Source organism: Sphingomonas sp. PvP018 (genome assembly GCF_017876865.1).
Classification (GTDB): Bacteria; Pseudomonadota; Alphaproteobacteria; order Sphingomonadales; family Sphingomonadaceae; genus Sphingomonas; species Sphingomonas aerolata.
The window spans coordinates 2,636,445-2,651,986 of the sequence record NZ_JAGIOU010000001.1 but is presented as its reverse complement, the minus strand read 5'-3'; the positions used below and the strand labels follow the sequence as shown (position 1 = coordinate 2,651,986).

Below are 15,542 nucleotides of genomic sequence, written 5' to 3'. Positions count from 1 at the left end.
TCCCTGCCCGCCACGTGCGGGTCGCGGTCAGGCCGGCATGGCCGATGAAGCGGGGCCGACGGGCGCGGCCTCCTCGCGCGAATAGGTCCCGATCAGCAACCCCGCCGCGAGCACATGTCCCGACATCGCCTCGACCAGCGCGGTGCGGCCCGGTGACACGCCTGGATCGCCGAGCGCCGCATCGAGCGCGAAAAGCTGGAAGGCGTAGCGATGTTCGCCATGTCCGGTCGGCGGATCGGGCGGCAGCCAGCCTTCGCGCAGATATGAATTGCGCCCGACATCGCCGTCGGGCGTCCCTGCGCCGTCGGCCGCGATCGCACCTTCGGCCAGTCGCAGCCGATCGGCGGCGATATGCCAGACGATCGCGTGGACCAGCGGTTGCGGCGTCGGCGCATCCGCATCCTCGACGATCAGCGCGAGCGCGGCGGTGCCCGCGGGCGGCGCACTCCAGAGCAGCGGCGGCGACACCCCGCCACCATCGGCGGTAAACCGGGGCGGCAACCGCCCCTCATGCGCAAAGGCGGGGCTGGTCAGGTCGAGCGTCGCGAACCCGGTGCCGGCCTGCGCGCCCGACCCGAGACCGGAGCGGGCGATCACCAACGCGTCGGCACCAGCGCGCAATCCTTTAAGTGCGTGGCCGAGCCAGGCAGGCATGTGTTCAAGCATCGTTTCCACCCTCCGAAGGACAGGCGCCAGGGCGCAGGACCGGTTCGCCATCGGCATACCAGCGGCTCTGATCGCGCATCGTACCGGCATCGTGATAACAGGCCTGCGCTGTCCCACCCGCCGGATCGATCGCGACCATCCAGTTGTGATCGCCGCAGTTATGCGCCTCGCACCCCCAGGAGGCGATGCGCCGGCCCCGCCGGAAGATCGGCGTCTGCGGCCCCGAACGCCCGCGGATCAGCGACCGCAGCCGGGCATCGTCGACCACCGCGAGCAACCCGCCGGCCACCTCGGTGCGATCGAAGAAATCGACGCCATCGACTGCGTCATGCGGATATTTGCCGACATAGGCGGTGAGCGGCGTGGTCTGCGCCTGCCCCGCCACGGGGGTCGGCGTCCGCGTGGCAGGCGGCGTGAAATTGGTGACCGCAGCGGTCTGCTGGGAATCGTCGCCCGCACTGCAGCCTGACACGGCCATGGCAAGCATTGCTATCCCAGCGCGCAGCGACAGGGTGATCGGCGCAGCCCCGGATCCGATATGCATCGCAGCCCCCTCATGCTCTTTTCATCCCAACGCGCCGACCGGGCCGAGGTTGCCCGCGATGCCCGCACTGCCGGGGCGATCTGGCGATCCGAATCTACGGGTATGCGCGAGTGCAAGCGTGTATCGTCGCCGTCCCGGGGCGCTCCGCCCCGCCGGAAGGGCAGCATCATGGCCAAGAGCCAGAAGAAATCGAACAAGGAAGTCCGCAAGCCCAAGGCCGAGAAGGAGCCCAAGGCGAACGCGTCGAACCCGACGACCAAGGGCAAGCCCGTCGAGATGACGACGCTCAAGTGATCCGGCACGAAACAGGACGATGACGATGGCGGACGACGATTACGTCTATGACGAGGCCAGCGGCGAATGGGTCGCCGCCGACGCCGCATCCACGACCCGCGCGGCGGACGACGACACGGTCGTGGTCCGCGACTCGGTCGGCAACGTGCTGGCGGACGGCGACCAGGTGACGCTGATCAAGGACCTGACCGTCAAGGGCGCGGGCCAGACGCTCAAGCGCGGCACGCTGATCAAGGCGATCCGCCTGACCGGTGACGCGCAGGAGATCGACTGTCGCTACGAGGGGATCAAGGGTCTGGTGCTGCGCGCGGAGTTCGTGCGCAAGCGGTAACGGACGTACTCCCTGATCCTCCCCCTGGCGGGGGAGGAGTTCGGGGTGTGGCGGATCAGACGTCCGCGGGGAGGTAGATCTCGCTGCCCTTCTCGCGGAACCTCTCGCTCATCTCCGCCATGCCCTTTTCCGCGTCGGCATGCGCACCCTTGGCGAAGATCGCGCGGCTGGCGTCGGTATGATCGACATCGGCCGCTAGGAACGTGTCGGCCGGGCCATTCTGTTTCGCGGCAAAGTCGCGCACCTCCTGCGTGATCTTCATCGAACAGAATTTGGGGCCGCACATCGAGCAGAAATGCGCGGTCTTGGCGCCTTCTGCGGGGAGCGTCTGGTCGTGATATTGCTCGGCCGTATCGGGGTCGAGGCTCAGGTTGAACTGATCGCGCCAGCGGAATTCGAAGCGCGCGCGGGACAGCGCATCGTCGCGCATCTGCGCGGCAGGGTGACCCTTGGCGAGGTCGGCGGCGTGCGCGGCGAGCTTGTAGGTGACGACGCCGACCTTCACGTCGTCGCGGTCGGGAAGGCCGAGATGCTCCTTGGGCGTCACGTAGCAAAGCATTGCGGTGCCGTACCAGCCGATCTGCGCCGCGCCGATGCCGCTGGTGATATGGTCATAACCCGGCGCGATGTCGGTGGTGAGCGGCCCGAGTGTGTAGAAGGGCGCCTCGCCGCAGACCTCGAGCTGCTTTTCCATGTTTTCCTTGATCTTGTGCATCGGCACATGGCCGGGGCCCTCGATCATCACCTGGACGTCGCTCTGCCACGCGCGGTGAGTGAGTTCGCCAAGCGTGTAGAGCTCGCTGAACTGCGCCTCGTCGTTGGCGTCGGCGATGCTGCCGGGGCGCAGCCCGTCGCCGAGCGAATAGGCGATGTCATACGCCTTCATGATCTCGGTGATCTCGTCGAAGCGCTCGTAGAGGAAGCTCTCCTTGTGGTGGCTGAGGCACCATTTTGCCATGATCGAGCCACCGCGCGAGACGATGCCGGTGACGCGCTTGGCGGTCATCGGGATATAGGCGAGGCGCACGCCCGCGTGGATCGTGAAGTAATCCACGCCCTGCTCCGCCTGTTCGATCAGCGTGTCGCGGAAGATTTCCCAGGTCAGATCCTCGGCGACGCCGCCGACCTTCTCAAGCGCCTGGTAGATCGGCACGGTGCCGATCGGCACGGGGCTGTTGCGCAGGATCCATTCGCGCGTGTCGTGGATGTTGCGGCCGGTGCTGAGGTCCATCACCGTGTCCGCGCCCCAGCGGATCGACCAGACAAGCTTGTCGACCTCGGCGGCGACGTTCGACGCGACCGCGGAGTTGCCGATATTGGCGTTGATCTTGACCAGGAAGTTGCGACCGATCGCCATCGGCTCGGACTCGGGGTGGTTGACGTTGTTGGGGATGATCGCGCGGCCGCGTGCGACCTCGTCGCGGACGAATTCGGGGGTGACGAAGTCGGGGATCGACGCACCGAAGCTCTCGCCGTCCCGCTTATACTCTTTCAGCATCGCGCGGCCGAGATTCTCGCGCGTCGCGACATATTCCATCTCGGGGGTGATGATGCCGCGGCGGGCATAGTGCATCTGGCTGACATTGGCGCCGGCCCTGGCGCGCAACGGGCGTGCGATGCTGCCGGGGAATTGCGGCACGCCGCCCGAGCGGTCGGGGCCGAGCTGGCCATTATCCTCGGGCCGGATCTCGCGCGCGTCGTAACTTTCGACGTCGCCGCGCGCCTCGATCCACTGGCGGCGGAGTTGCGGCAGGCCGGCGTTGATGTCGATCGTGGCGCGCGGGTCGGTGTACGGGCCGCTGGTGTCGTAGACGCGCAAGGGCGGCTCCGAGCAGCTGGGGTCGAGCACGATCTCGCGCATCGCGACGCGGACGTCGGGGCTGGAGGGCACCGCGACATGGATCTTCCGCGAGCCGCGGATCGGGCCGGTGGTGACGCCGATGTCGGCGGTCGGGATGCGGGGATCGTAATCAGCCATGCGCTTGCTCCTAAAGGTCTCGGAGCAAGGCATGCGGTTCTGTGGCGACCGCTCCCTCCCTCCGCCGGTATCAACCGGATCAGGTTCAGCGGGTCGAAGGCTCCTGCCTTCCTCTCAAGCGCGGATCGGCGCTCCCCCGGGGTAGGGCGAGCATAGGCGCAACGGACGGGGGCGCAAACGGAAAAACCCCGCGCGGTCGGACCGCACGGGGTTTCGGATCGATCGGCGGGTTGCGATCAAAAGGTGTAGGTCAGGCCCACCGCGCCGAGCCACTGGTCGGCATCGCCGACGTCCGCGACGATGGGGCTGTCCTTGTACTTGCCGAGCATGCGGCCGTAGAGCACGCCCGCGCCGACGCCGAACCCGCGGCGCAGATCGCCCGACAGGCTCTGCAACGCGAACGCCGAGACGTTGACCCGGCGAAAGCCGCTGTCGTTGATGTCATAGGTGCGCAGACCGCTGTTGATCGTGCCGATCGGCGTGACCGCGGCATAGGTCCGGCCAAAGCCCTTGCCCGCATAATCTGCCGACAGGCCGAACGCGACCAGGGTCCGGACCGACAGCGGCGTGGTGTAGTTGACCTGCGGGGTGATGACATAGCTGTCGTGCGTGCCCGACACGTCGTGGATATAGGCGACGCGCGCGGTCAGCGTGTCGTAATCGCTGGTGATGACGCCGGTCTTGCCGATGCCGACAAAGCCGCCGACTTCATAGGCCGTGTCGATCTTGCCCAGCGCGCGGACCTGGCGGTTGTCGACCCGGCCCGTGCGATCGGTGCGGACCGCGGCGATGACGCCGACTTCGTAGTTGATCCCGACCGACCCGGTATTGGGGATCAGGTTCACATAGAGCTGCGTACCGCGCGTGAAGAAATCATGCCCGCGGATCGTGCCGATCGCGACCGCGCCGGGGGTGAAGCTGTTGCTGTCCGCACCCTCGTAATCGGGAAGCGACGCGACACCCAGACCGAGTGTGATGCGGTTGTTGTCGGCGGGATCGGTGATTGGCGGGGTCGGATTGGGATCCGTCTGCGCAAGTGCCGGCGTGGCGAGGGCGACTGCCGCGGTTGCGGCAGTCAGAACGAGTGAGAATGCGCGCAAGGACGGGCTCCGGACAAAAAGGTTCCACCGCGCAACGCGGGGCAACCCCATTCGGTCCGTTGCAATCCGTCAGAAGATGTAACGCATCCTGACCTGTTGCATTTCAGCATCACCGGCGAGCATGAACCGTGCCGCGGAAAAGCGCGGCGGTCCGAAGCGTACCGCGGCGTTGTTCGAGAAGCCATAGCCCTCGCGCGGGATACCCGCGATCGTGTCGAGCTTGGAGTTGCTGTTCTCGTCATGGATGATCGCCAGCGCATAGCCACGCTGCGGCAGGCCCGGAAAGCTCGTCGTCCGGACCGCGGCGGGCAGGGTCCGGGTCAACGCCTTGGCATCGTCGACACAGGCGGGGAAATTATCGGGGTCGGCGGTCAGGCAGATACGGATCAAGCCCTTGGCCGAGCGAAGATTGTCGACCTCGACGTCGAGCCGCGTGACCGGGCTCGCTGCCGCCAGAACGGCCCAGACGGCGGCCGCCGCCAGCACGCGCGGCAGCCTTGGCATGCGAGCTGCCCGCATCGCCGTGCTCCCGGTCGGTGCCGCAGAGCCGATCCCAGAACCGGAAAGTGAGCTCATAATTGCACCTGTATCGTTCATGATGTGGCTGATGGTGGCTGGCCGTGATCAGCCATGTCCCCAATGCTCCCCTCCACATGAACCGGGGAAAAACCTCCCGGCCCATCGGATTGGCCCCCTCCATAACGGTCATGACCGTCAGAGCCAAACCGAGCGCACCGCCAGGGTCGGAATCGCAATGACCCGTAGCGGAATTATCACAGCGCCGGGACCGGATCGAACGCCGTTGCCATTCAGACCCTCGGTCGACCACGCCCGGCCGGTGCTCCACCTGTTTGCACTGACTCTAGTCTATCGCCCCCGCAAAATGATCGAAACCGGCGGCATCCGGGTACGCGGCTGCAAAGCATGACGGCCTGTGCGCCTGCAAACCTAACGCCGCCCCATTCTATGTCGGAACACCGGATCCTCATCATATCTTTATCGATTTTACAGAATTCATCGCCACGAATTCATCTATCGAACTTTATTTGACGCCTCCCAATGTGATATTTTTTTTCAGGTCAACAGATTTGAGACCCTGATAGCAGAACATTGCTCCATTACGACGATATCGCCTGTTTGAAAGTCCGACGTCATGTCAGAGACAGGCCATCTCGATACTATAAATTTAGGAGATGAGGATATGGCAACCATCAACATCATGATTGCTGTGGATGTGGAAACAGCTCAGTCGACGGCCAGTGGCCAGACCATCACCCAAGGTCTGTATATGATCGACACGACGGGCTATGAAGGCACGTCCGAGGGTGGCAACGAGTTGACGACGCCGTGCAACGCCGGTGACGTCTTGGTGTGGACCGTCTATCCCATCAATCCCGCCGATAATATCGCAATCACCGGGTTTACCGGTCAATGCACGCAGAACCCGCCGAATAGTGTATTCCAGAAGCTTGAAAAACAGACGACGCCCGCGGGCGTTATCTATTGGACCTGTGTGATCAACAACGGCACAGCAACGGGGTCCTACCAGTACAGCGTCGTCTTCTCGATGTCGGGCAAGACTTACAGCTATGACCCGTTCATCAAGGTCCCGGCGAACTGATCGCCAGCGCGTAAACATGGGCATGTGCGCTCCCGGCTGATCCGGAAATGAGCGCGCGCCGCACATGGTGCCGGGCAGCAGCGACGACTTGCGGCTGCCCGGTACCGTAAAAACCCGCGCAGTTCCTCGGCCAGCATCGCTCGACCTGTCCGCCGAGCGTCCGGAACCGAGGTCAGGCGCGCCGGTCGAGGATCAGGATCGGCGCGTCACGATAACGACCCTCGATGCGCAGGCGGTAGCCGAGGCGCTCGGCGAGGCGGAGCGAGGGCGCGTTGCGGGGGTCGATGATGCAGGTCGTCGCGGCGATGCGCGGGTCGGCCCAGGCCAGGACCGCCGCCATCGCCTCCGACGCATAACCCTGTCCCTGCGCGTCGCCGGTCAGCGTCCAGCCCATTTCGGGGCCGATCGCACCGGGACCGTCGATCGGCGGCAGGATCGCGCGCCGCGCTTCGATCAGACCCATCTCGCCGATCAGCCGGCCGGTCACAGTCTCGCGCACGATCCAGCTGCCATAGCCGAACACGGTCCACTGCCCGATCGAGCGGAGCAACCGGATCCACACCTCCTCGCGACTACGCGGCGTGCCGCCGATCATCGCATAGACGCGGGCGTCGGCCCACATCGCGGCGCAGTCGTCGAGATCGGCAGGGACATGGCCGCTCAGCGTCAGGCGCGCCGTTGCCAGCGTCGGCGCCTGGGGGTGGCGGGGGTCGGGATCGCCGGCGTGCGGTGCTGGCGAAGCGTCGGTCGGATGTGTGGGGGGCATGGCGGCTCCGGATCTGGCATGGACATAGTGGCGGAGATGGCGGCGGCGCGCCATGCCCGACCTGACGCCCCCCGTCCCTCCGTGTCGGGTGCGCGATGGCAGCGGACGACTGGCGCGCGGCGGATCGCGGCGGTGGCGGAAGAGGCGGCCGGGCCGGCAATGCAGGTTGTCTTCGCGCGCGATTGGGCGGGAAAGGCTGTTTTCGCAGGCGCCGGTTTGCGCTAGTCGGAGCCATGGCATCGACGATCTCCTGCGACGTCGCGATCGTTGGCGCGGGCCTGGCCGGCGGGATGATCGCGCTGGCGCTCAAAGCGAAGCATCCGGCGCTCGACGTGCGGCTGGTCGATGCCGCCCCGACGGTCGGCGGCAATCACCTCTGGTCGTTCTTCGACAGCGACGTCGCGGCGGCGGACCGCTGGATCGTCGCGCCGCTCGTGGTGCATGGCTGGCAGGGCTATGACGTGCGCTTTCCAGGGCATGCGCGGACCATCGACGCGCGTTACAATTCGATCGAGAGCGTCCAGCTCGACCGCGAAGTACGCCGCGTCCTGCCGCCGCACGCGCTCATGCTCGACCGCAAAGTCAGCGGCGCGAGCGCGACCGCGGTGGTGCTGAGCGACGGCGACCGGATCGAAGCGACCGGGGTGATCGACGCGCGCGGGCCGGGCGACCTTACGCTGCTCGATCTGGCGTGGCAGAAATTCCTCGGACGCGAACTGCTGCTCGACGCGATGCACAAGGCGCCGCGGCCGATGGTGATGGATGCGGGCGTCGAACAGCTCGACGGCTATCGTTTCGTCTATTGCCTGCCGTTCAAGGCGCGGCGGATGTTCGTCGAAGACACCTATTACAGCGACACGCCCGATCTCGATCTGCCCGTGCTGCGCGACCGGATCGACGCCTATGTCGCCGAGCGCGGCTGGTCGGTGAAGCGGATCGAACGCGAGGAATCGGGCGTCCTGCCGGTCGCGATGGGTGGCGATTTCGAGGCCTATTGGCGCTCGACCGGGGCGCGTGTCGCCAAGGCGGGGATGCGCGCGGGGATGTTCCACCCGACCACCGGCTATTCGCTGCCCGATGCGGTGCGGACCGCGTCGATGATCGCGGCGCTGGGGGATTTCTCGGGCGCGCGGCTGCACGACGCGACCTATGCGATGGCGCAGGCGACGTGGAAGAGCCGCGGTTTCTACCGGATGCTCGACACGATGCTGTTCCGCGCGGCGGAGCCCGAGGAACGCTACCGGATCCTCGAGCGCTTCTATCGCCTCTCCCCTTCGCTGATAGGCCGTTTCTATGCCGGACGTTCGACCATGACCGACAAGGCGCGGATCCTGACCGGCAAGCCCCCCGTCCCCATCGTGCGCGCCGTCCGCGCCATCGCAGGCAGTATGAGATCATGAAGACAGCTATCGTCATCGGCGCAGGGTTTGGCGGGCTGGCGCTCGCGATCCGGCTGCAATCCGCAGGCGTCCAGACGACCATCGTCGAGAGCCGCGACAAGCCGGGCGGGCGTGGCTATTACTGGGAGCGCGACGGCTTCACCTTCGATGCCGGCCCGACCGTCATCACCGATCCCGATTGCCTGCGCGAACTATGGGCGCTGAGCGGGCACGACATGAGCGCGGACGTGACGCTCGACCCGGTGCTGCCCTTCTACCGGCTGAACTGGGCAGACGGGACGAATTTCGATTATACCAACGACGATACGCAGATGCGGGCGGAGATCGAGAAGCTGCACCCGGGCGACTGGGCGGGCTATGAGAAGTTCCTCGCCTATTCCGCCGGCGTGTTTCACGAAGGCTATGAGAAGCTCGGCCATGTCGCGTTTCTCGACTTCGGATCGATGATCAAGGCGGCGCCGGCACTGGCGAAATACCAGGCCTGGCGCTCGGTCTATTCAATCGTGTCGAGCTTCGTGAAGTCCGAGAAGCTGCGCGAGGCGCTCTCGTTCCACACGCTGCTGGTCGGCGGCAATCCGATGACGACCAGCGCGATCTATGCCCTGATCCACAAGCTGGAGCGCGACGGCGGCGTGTGGTTCGCGCGCGGCGGCACCAACCGGCTGGTCGCGGCGCTGGTGACCCAGTTCGAGCGACTGGGCGGCGTGCTGCGGCTCGACGACCCGGTCACCTCGATCGAGACGCTGGGCGACCGCGCGACCGGGGTCACGACGGCGAGCGGCTGGTCGGGCCAGGCGGATGCGGTGGCGGCGAACAGCGACATCATGCACACCTATCGCGACCTGCTGGCGACGTCGCGCAGCGGACAGCGGACCAAGGCGTCGCTCGAACGCAAGAAGTACAGCCCGTCGCTGTTCGTCGTGCATTTCGGGATCAAGGGCACGTGGCCCGGCATTCCGCACCACATGATCCTGTTCGGGCCGCGCTATAAGGGGCTGCTGTCGGACATTTACGATCACGGCGTGCTGGCGGAAGATTTCTCGCTTTATCTCCACCACCCGACTGTCACCGACCCCAGCCTGGCGCCGGAGGGGCATTCGACCTTCTACGCGCTCGCGCCGGTGCCGCATCTCGGCAAGTTCCCGGTCGACTGGGACGAGATCGGCCCGATCCTGGAGAAGCGGATCCTTGACGAGATCGGCCGGCGGTTGATCCCGGACATCCACGACCGGATCGTGACCAAGTTCAGCTATGCGCCGAAGGATTTCGCACAGGATCTGAACGCGCATCTGGGCTCGGCCTTCTCGCTCGAGCCGGTGCTGACGCAGAGCGCCTATTTCCGCGTGCACAACCGCGACGATCATATCCCGAACCTGTACTTCGTCGGCGCGGGGACGCATCCGGGGGCGGGGATCCCGGGCGTCGTCGGGAGCGCTAAGGCGACGGCGCGGTTGATGCTTGAGGGCGAGCAGTAAGGGTTTGTTCACGCGGAGACGCGGAGGCGCGGAGATGGTGCGTCCAGCCTATCGGTCGGAAGACCTCTCGGCTGTACGTCATCATGGTATAAGGTCGCTCCGCGACCCTTGCTGCAACTCCGCGCCTCCGCGTCTCCGCGCGAACCCATTCTTTTCTTGCGGCACCACGCGCGCTTCCCCTAGCGAGGCCACATGAAAAGACTTGCTGTGTATTGCGGGTCGGCGACGCCGGCTGATCCCCTGTATATCGAAGGCGCGCGCGCGCTGGGACGGACCTTTGCCGAGCGCGGAATCGGCCTCGTCTATGGCGGTGGCCGCACCGGCCTGATGGGCGCGATCGCCGATGGTGCGCTCGAGGGTGGCGGCGAGGTGATCGGCGTGATCCCGCAGGCGCTGGTCGATGCCGAAGTCGCGCATCGCGGGCTGACCGAGCTCCACGTCGTGCAGGGCATGCATCAGCGCAAGCAGATGTTCACCGACCTGTCGGACGGATTCGTGACGATCCCCGGCGGCACGGGCACGATGGACGAGCTGTGGGAGGCACTGAGCTGGGCGCAGCTCGGCTATCATGCCGATCCGGTCGGGCTGCTCAACACCGCGGGCTATTATGACCATCTGATCGCATTCTGGGACAAGATGGGCGAGGTCGGCTTCCTGCGACCGCAGCACCGTGACCTGCTGATCGTCGCGGATACGCTCGACCTGCTGCTCGACCGGATGGCGGAGCATGTGCCGACGCAGCCGATCGTCCGGATGAACGCGTCGGATCTGTGACCGTCTTCGCGCCGCATACTATCCTGCTCCACCCCGGCGAAGGCCGGGGCCCAGTTGGGGGACGGGGATTGGCTCGCGCTACGCGTCGTTACACTCGCTTTTCCACCTGGACCCCGGCCATCTCCGGGGTGGTAGTAAAGGTGGCGGCATGACCTCCCCCTCCCCCACCCGCGAAGCGATCGTCGCGACGGCGAAGGAATCGATCGCGCGCGGATCGAAGAGTTTCGCGGCCGCCAGCCTGTTGTTCGACAAGCCGACGCGCGAGCGTGCGTGGCTGCTCTACGCCTGGTGCCGGCGGTGCGACGACATCGCCGACGGGCAGGATCACGGGCACGGCATGACCGTGGTCGACGATGCCCCGGCGCGGCTCGTCACGCTGTCGGCGATGACCGAGCAGGCGCTGGCGGGCGAGGTCGTCGGCGAACCCGCATTCGACGCGCTGCGGATCGTCGCGGCCGAGACGCGGATGCCCAAGCGGTTCGCGCGCGATCTGGTCGAGGGCTTCGCGCTGGATGCGCGCGAGTGGCGACCGCGCTCCGAAAACGACCTGTACAAATATTGCTACCATGTCGCAGGTGTCGTCGGTTGCATGATGGCGATCGCGATGGGCGTCGATCCCGATGACGAGGACACACTCGACCGCGCCTGTGACCTGGGAATGGCGTTCCAGCTCGCCAACATCATGCGCGATGTCGAGGAGGATGACCGGGTCGGGCGCTGCTACCTGCCCGAGGACTGGCTGGTCGAGATGGACTTTCCGCCCGGCCAGCACATGAAGCCGCCGTTCCGCGCGCGCCTCGCGGTGCTCACCAAGCGGATGGCGGACCGCGCGGCGGCGTTCGAGGCAAGCGCACGGGAGGGCACGCCCGCGCTGTCGTTCCGGTCGGCCTGGGCCGTGCTGTCGGCGGCCGGCATCTACGGCGCAATCGGGCGGGCCGTCGCGGCGCGCGGCGAGCATGCGTGGGATCACCGCGTTACGACGTCGGGGGCGCAGAAGCTGGGATTTATCGCGAGAGCCGCCCGGGAAGCAGCGGCGCGGGAGCGGCTGTATCCGCGTACGCCGCGCGATCCGAGGCTGTGGACACGGCCGCGGTAGCTTCGTCTTTCACGCCTCACCCCTCATCCGTTCGCCCTGAGCGAAGTCGAAGGGCCTCCGTTCGGGGTCTGTGCTTCGACTTCGCTCAGCACGAACGGGGAAGAGGCGAACTCGAACCCGCGTGAACCGGCATATTAGCCCCTGGTTTTGGCCTTGCCTGTCACGGCGATCTGCGCGCCCGCGGTGCGGCAGTTGGCGCCGATCATCGGATAGGGGACGTCGGTGTTCTGCGCGAGCTGATCGGGAAGCGCCGCGCGGCACTGCGCCATCGTTTCGTACCGCGCCGGCACGACCCGTGCCTCGGTGCAGTTCATATTGCCGTCACTGCAACCCATGATGGCCATGACGTAGAACAGCGGTTCCATTTCATTCTCCAGTGGATCGCTATGCCCGGCGTTGGACACGGTATGAAAAGCGACGAAGCGGCAGGATTGTTCCGCCAACCGCTTTCGCCGGGGCTTGACCACGCCTACATCACCACCAGCAATGCCCCCTGATACCTACACCTCCACCCGCGCGGACCAGCCGTTGCTGCCGACGCTCCGCCGCTTTCTGCCATTCCTGTGGCCGGCGGGGCAGCCGAAGCTGAAAGTGCGGATCGTCGTCGCGATGATGCTCGTGATCGCGTCGAAGCTGGTGCAGGTATTCGGCGCGGCGTTCACGCTGAAATATGCGGTCGACCGGATGGCGGGGAACGACCGCGGCGCGCTGACGCTCGTCGCGCTGCTGGTGGTCGGCTATGCGGCGTCGCGGTTCGGGACGACGCTGTTCGACAATCTGCGCAACGCAGTGTTCGAACGTGTCGGACAGGACGCGTCGCGGCGGTTGGCCGCGCAGGTGTTTCGCCATCTCCATGCGCTGAGCCTCGATTTCCATCTGTCGCGCCGAACGGGCGCAGTGACCAAGGTGGTCGAGCGCGGGACGAAGAGTATCGATACGATGCTCTATTTCCTGCTGTTCAACATTGCGCCGACGCTGTTCGAACTCGTGCTGGTGCTGGGCCTGTTCTGGACTAAGTTCGGCTGGCCGCTGGTCGTCGCGACGGTCGTGATGGTGGTCGGCTATATCGCGTTCACGCGGATAGTCACCGACTGGCGCAACGCGCTGCGCGCACGCATGAACGACCTGGATACCGGTGCCGTCGCGCATGCGGTGGATTCGCTGCTGAACTTCGAGACGGTCAAATATTTCGGCGCGGAGGAGCGCGAGGCGAAGCGCTATGACAGCGCGATCACCGCCTATTCCGAAGCCGCGGTGAAAAGCGAGAATTCGCTCGCATGGCTGAACCTCGGCCAGGCGCTGATCACCAATCTGATGCTCGCGGGTGGCATGGGCTTCGTCGTGTGGCGGTGGAGCCGGGGCGAGGCGTCGGCGGGCGACGTGGTCTTTGTCTCGACGCTGCTGGCGCAGCTGTTCCGGCCGCTCGACCTGCTGGGCATGGTGTATCGCACGATCCGCCAGGGCGCACTTGACATGGCGGCGATGTTCGACCTGATCGATACGCCCGCGACCGTCGTCGACGTGGCCGACGCGCCCGCGCTGGCCGTGAGCGCGGGGCATGTCAGGTTCGAGAATGTCTCGTTCGGTTATGATGCGGGCCGGCCAATCCTGCGCGATCTCGAGCTCGACGTGCCCGCGGGATCGACGCTCGCGGTGGTCGGACCGTCGGGCGCGGGCAAGTCGACGCTCGCCCGGCTGCTCTACCGCTTCTACGACCTGACGGGCGGGCGGATCACCGTCGACGGGCAGGACATTGCGCAGGTCCGCCAGGCATCGTTGCGCGCGGCGATCGGCATCGTGCCGCAGGACACGGTGCTGTTCAACGACACGATCGGCTACAATATCGCCTATGGCCGCGAGGGGGCGGAGATGCCCGAGGTCGAGACGGCGGCGAAGGGCGCCGCGATCGCGGGGTTCATCGAACGCCAGCCGCTGGGCTATGCGACGCGCGTCGGCGAGCGTGGTCTGAAGCTGTCGGGCGGCGAGAAGCAGCGCGTGGCGATCGCACGCACGCTGCTGAAGAACCCGCCGATCCTGATCCTCGACGAGGCAACGTCGGCGCTCGACAGCCGCACCGAGGCGGAAATCCTCGACACGCTCGAGGCGATCGAGCGCGGCCGCACGACGATCGTGATCGCGCACCGGCTGTCGACCGTGGTGCATGCCGACCAGATCGTCGTGCTCGAAGCAGGGCGGATCGTCGAGAAGGGCACGCATGCGGAGTTGCTGCGCGCAGACGGCGTGTATGCGGAGATGTGGAACCGCCAGGCGCAGGAGCGCGCCGGCGATGACGCGGGGGCGCTCGCGGCGGAGTAGGGTCGTCCCACCATCTTCCACCCCGGCGAAGGCCGGGGCCCAGTTGGAGAGGTCGGAGTAACGGGGCGCGGTCTTTCGTTACCGACGCCCCCCAACTGGACCCCGGCCTTCGCCGGGGTGGTGTATTGTGCGCGCCTAGCCAGTTACCCGCACGTGAGCCTTACCTGCTTCTGTGTCCGGTCGAACACGATTTCGGAGCAGCGATCGAGCACGTCCGCGCCGAGCGTCAGGCGGTCGTGTTTGGGGTCGCGCTTGCCCTTGGCGGTGACGACGATCTCGTCGGGGTCGGGTGGTGCGGCGTCGGCTTCCGGAATCGACACGGCATCGCCGACGTCGCTGGCGCGGACGCCGAGCGTCGATAGCATCAGCGGGCCGACCGGGAGCGGGGTCGCGAGTATCATCGTGCGCACCGGCCGCACGATGCCGAAAGCGATTTCGACGGGCTCCAATGTACCGACGAGCGTGCCGCGCTGCGCCTCGGCGATCAGCGACGCGGCGTTGGCGGTGACCGTGGTGCGCGGGTGATAGGGATCGAAGCGGACGCGCACTGGCTGGCCGCCGATCATGATCTGCGCGAATTCGCCCGACAGCCGTCCGAACAGGCCGCCGCCATCGACCATCGGCAGCGCGACCGTCCGTTCGCTCGCGCGCGGCGCGTGGAGGGTGATACGCACGACGGGTTCGGGGAGCGACCCCGGCCCGATGCTGCCATCGCCGACGGTCGCATAGACACGCCCGATCCAGCGACCGTCGGCAGACCCTTTTTTGGGACTGGGAAAGCCGACCCGGCGTTTCACGCGGGTGGCGCCGAACGTCATCGGCCGCACGGTCGTGGCCTGCATGGCGCCCTTCCCGCCCACCGAATAGCCGATTTCCATCATGCCGCCTTTTAACCCGAGCCGGTCGGCGGCGGCGGTGGTCATGAGGACCAGCCCGGGCGCGCCAGGATCGACGCGGAGCGTGACCGGCCTGCCGTCGATCGTCGCGGCGATCATGCCACCGACCGGCACGTCTCGCACCGGCGCCGGCTTGTCCGCAGCGAAGCCAGCGCTGCCGATCGGGACGAGCCCGACCAGTACGAGCGCCGTGGCACCGCTCCGCAAACCAAAGCCTTTCATGCCACCTCCACCAATCGATCGCGAGGGGTGTTGCACATCGCTCGACGACCGCAACCGCATTCG

General features: G+C 66.4%; 16 protein-coding genes, 1 pseudogene and 1 riboswitch. Of the genes and pseudogenes, 8 read left to right on the top strand and 9 right to left on the bottom strand.

Annotation, left to right across the window (positions count from 1 at the left end; translation table 11 throughout):
- Positions 1–27 precede the first annotated feature (27 nt).
- Both J3A66_RS11680 and J3A66_RS11675 read right to left on the bottom strand, forming a co-directional pair.
- Positions 28–666 carry a YbhB/YbcL family Raf kinase inhibitor-like protein gene (locus tag J3A66_RS11680; protein ID WP_209569025.1) on the bottom strand — a complete coding sequence of 213 codons (639 nt, stop codon included), beginning with the start codon at positions 664–666 and terminating at the stop codon, positions 28–30.
- Positions 659–1,210, bottom strand: a complete 552-nt coding sequence (locus J3A66_RS11675; RefSeq protein WP_209569023.1) for a hypothetical protein — start codon at positions 1,208–1,210, stop codon at positions 659–661. Before J3A66_RS11675 ends, J3A66_RS11680 begins: the two co-directional genes overlap by 8 nt.
- A 168-nt stretch (positions 1,211–1,378) precedes the next feature.
- Here J3A66_RS11675 and J3A66_RS19450 point away from each other — a divergent pair, with 168 nt between their 5' ends.
- Both J3A66_RS19450 and J3A66_RS11670 read left to right on the top strand, forming a co-directional pair.
- Positions 1,379–1,504, top strand: coding sequence for a hypothetical protein (locus J3A66_RS19450; RefSeq protein ID WP_260171387.1), 126 nt, complete (start codon positions 1,379–1,381; stop codon positions 1,502–1,504).
- A 25-nt stretch (positions 1,505–1,529) separates the two neighbouring features.
- Positions 1,530–1,835: an alkylphosphonate utilization protein gene (locus J3A66_RS11670; protein WP_031439303.1), complete on the top strand. Its 306-nt coding sequence runs from the start codon at positions 1,530–1,532 to the stop codon at positions 1,833–1,835.
- 55 nt (positions 1,836–1,890) lie between these two features.
- Here the strand turns inward: J3A66_RS11670 and thiC are convergent, their stop codons facing one another.
- From thiC to J3A66_RS11650, 4 genes and pseudogenes are all read right to left on the bottom strand, one after another.
- A complete protein-coding gene (gene thiC, locus J3A66_RS11665; RefSeq protein WP_209569022.1) occupies positions 1,891–3,813 on the bottom strand; it encodes a phosphomethylpyrimidine synthase ThiC in 1,923 nt (640 codons plus the stop codon).
- Positions 3,814–3,852: 39 nt separating this feature from the next.
- Positions 3,853–3,962: riboswitch (TPP riboswitch) on the bottom strand.
- Between the two features lie 87 nt (positions 3,963–4,049).
- On the bottom strand, positions 4,050–4,913 hold the full coding sequence (locus tag J3A66_RS11660) for a MipA/OmpV family protein (protein WP_236701581.1): 864 nt from the start codon (positions 4,911–4,913) through the stop codon (positions 4,050–4,052).
- Positions 4,914–4,982: 69 nt separating this feature from the next.
- Complete coding sequence (locus J3A66_RS11655) at positions 4,983–5,369, bottom strand: DUF2141 domain-containing protein (protein WP_037529823.1); 387 nt, start codon at positions 5,367–5,369, stop codon at positions 4,983–4,985.
- Positions 5,269–5,696, bottom strand: a pseudogene (locus J3A66_RS11650) (sterol desaturase family protein); the annotation flags it as partial. The gene J3A66_RS11655 and the pseudogene J3A66_RS11650, both read right to left, overlap by 101 nt.
- A 418-nt stretch (positions 5,697–6,114) precedes the next feature.
- Between J3A66_RS11650 and J3A66_RS11645 the strand changes: the two are divergent.
- Positions 6,115–6,534 (top strand): hypothetical protein, encoded by a 420-nt coding sequence (locus J3A66_RS11645; protein WP_052380814.1) that lies wholly within the window; start codon positions 6,115–6,117, stop codon positions 6,532–6,534.
- 172 nt (positions 6,535–6,706) lie between these two features.
- On the opposite strand, the gene J3A66_RS11640 is transcribed toward J3A66_RS11645, so the two are convergent.
- On the bottom strand, positions 6,707–7,300 hold the full coding sequence (locus tag J3A66_RS11640) for a GNAT family N-acetyltransferase (protein WP_192069412.1): 594 nt from the start codon (positions 7,298–7,300) through the stop codon (positions 6,707–6,709).
- 233 nt (positions 7,301–7,533) lie between these two features.
- Between J3A66_RS11640 and crtY the strand changes: the two genes are divergently transcribed.
- The 4 genes from crtY (at position 7,534) to J3A66_RS11620 (ending at position 12,045) form a co-directional block, all read left to right on the top strand.
- Entirely contained in the window at positions 7,534–8,700 is a 1,167-nt protein-coding gene (gene crtY, locus J3A66_RS11635) for a lycopene beta-cyclase CrtY (protein WP_031394043.1), read from the top strand.
- Positions 8,697–10,175, top strand: coding sequence for a phytoene desaturase (locus tag J3A66_RS11630; protein WP_031394044.1), 1,479 nt, complete (start codon positions 8,697–8,699; stop codon positions 10,173–10,175). Before crtY ends, J3A66_RS11630 begins: the two co-directional genes overlap by 4 nt.
- Positions 10,176–10,367: 192 nt before the next feature.
- Positions 10,368–10,949 (top strand): TIGR00730 family Rossman fold protein, encoded by a 582-nt coding sequence (locus J3A66_RS11625; protein WP_031394045.1) that lies wholly within the window; start codon positions 10,368–10,370, stop codon positions 10,947–10,949.
- Positions 10,950–11,097: 148 nt separating this feature from the next.
- A complete protein-coding gene (locus tag J3A66_RS11620; RefSeq protein ID WP_159511967.1) occupies positions 11,098–12,045 on the top strand; it encodes a phytoene/squalene synthase family protein in 948 nt (315 codons plus the stop codon).
- Between the two features lie 134 nt (positions 12,046–12,179).
- Here the strand turns inward: J3A66_RS11620 and J3A66_RS11615 are convergent, their stop codons facing one another.
- Complete coding sequence (locus J3A66_RS11615; RefSeq protein ID WP_056406734.1) at positions 12,180–12,410, bottom strand: hypothetical protein; 231 nt, start codon at positions 12,408–12,410, stop codon at positions 12,180–12,182.
- Between the two features lie 121 nt (positions 12,411–12,531).
- On the opposite strand from J3A66_RS11615, the gene J3A66_RS11610 reads away from it, so the two are divergent.
- On the top strand, positions 12,532–14,361 hold the full coding sequence (locus tag J3A66_RS11610; RefSeq protein ID WP_209569020.1) for an ABC transporter ATP-binding protein/permease: 1,830 nt from the start codon (positions 12,532–12,534) through the stop codon (positions 14,359–14,361).
- A gap of 143 nt (positions 14,362–14,504) precedes the next feature.
- Here the strand turns inward: J3A66_RS11610 and J3A66_RS11605 are convergent, their stop codons facing one another.
- Positions 14,505–15,479, bottom strand: coding sequence for an aspartyl protease family protein (locus J3A66_RS11605; protein WP_209569018.1), 975 nt, complete (start codon positions 15,477–15,479; stop codon positions 14,505–14,507).
- Between the last annotated feature and the right edge of the window lie 63 nt (positions 15,480–15,542).

What these genes read in the sequence shown, in the direction of transcription:
- J3A66_RS11680 (WP_209569025.1), bottom strand. Translation starts at nt 666, where the DNA reads ATGCTTGAACACATGCCTGCCTGGCTCGGCCACGCACTTAAAGGATTG.
- J3A66_RS11675 (WP_209569023.1), bottom strand. Translation starts at nt 1,210, where the DNA reads ATGCATATCGGATCCGGGGCTGCGCCGATCACCCTGTCGCTGCGCGCT.
- J3A66_RS19450 (WP_260171387.1), top strand. Translation starts at nt 1,379, where the DNA reads ATGGCCAAGAGCCAGAAGAAATCGAACAAGGAAGTCCGCAAGCCCAAG.
- J3A66_RS11670 (WP_031439303.1), top strand. Translation starts at nt 1,530, where the DNA reads ATGGCGGACGACGATTACGTCTATGACGAGGCCAGCGGCGAATGGGTC.
- thiC (WP_209569022.1), bottom strand. Translation starts at nt 3,813, where the DNA reads ATGGCTGATTACGATCCCCGCATCCCGACCGCCGACATCGGCGTCACC.
- J3A66_RS11645 (WP_052380814.1), top strand. Translation starts at nt 6,115, where the DNA reads ATGGCAACCATCAACATCATGATTGCTGTGGATGTGGAAACAGCTCAG.
- J3A66_RS11640 (WP_192069412.1), bottom strand. Translation starts at nt 7,300, where the DNA reads ATGCCCCCCACACATCCGACCGACGCTTCGCCAGCACCGCACGCCGGC.
- crtY (WP_031394043.1), top strand. Translation starts at nt 7,534, where the DNA reads ATGGCATCGACGATCTCCTGCGACGTCGCGATCGTTGGCGCGGGCCTG.
- J3A66_RS11630 (WP_031394044.1), top strand. Translation starts at nt 8,697, where the DNA reads ATGAAGACAGCTATCGTCATCGGCGCAGGGTTTGGCGGGCTGGCGCTC.
- J3A66_RS11625 (WP_031394045.1), top strand. Translation starts at nt 10,368, where the DNA reads ATGAAAAGACTTGCTGTGTATTGCGGGTCGGCGACGCCGGCTGATCCC.
- J3A66_RS11620 (WP_159511967.1), top strand. Translation starts at nt 11,098, where the DNA reads ATGACCTCCCCCTCCCCCACCCGCGAAGCGATCGTCGCGACGGCGAAG.
- J3A66_RS11615 (WP_056406734.1), bottom strand. Translation starts at nt 12,410, where the DNA reads ATGGAACCGCTGTTCTACGTCATGGCCATCATGGGTTGCAGTGACGGC.
- J3A66_RS11610 (WP_209569020.1), top strand. Translation starts at nt 12,532, where the DNA reads ATGCCCCCTGATACCTACACCTCCACCCGCGCGGACCAGCCGTTGCTG.
- J3A66_RS11605 (WP_209569018.1), bottom strand. Translation starts at nt 15,479, where the DNA reads ATGAAAGGCTTTGGTTTGCGGAGCGGTGCCACGGCGCTCGTACTGGTC.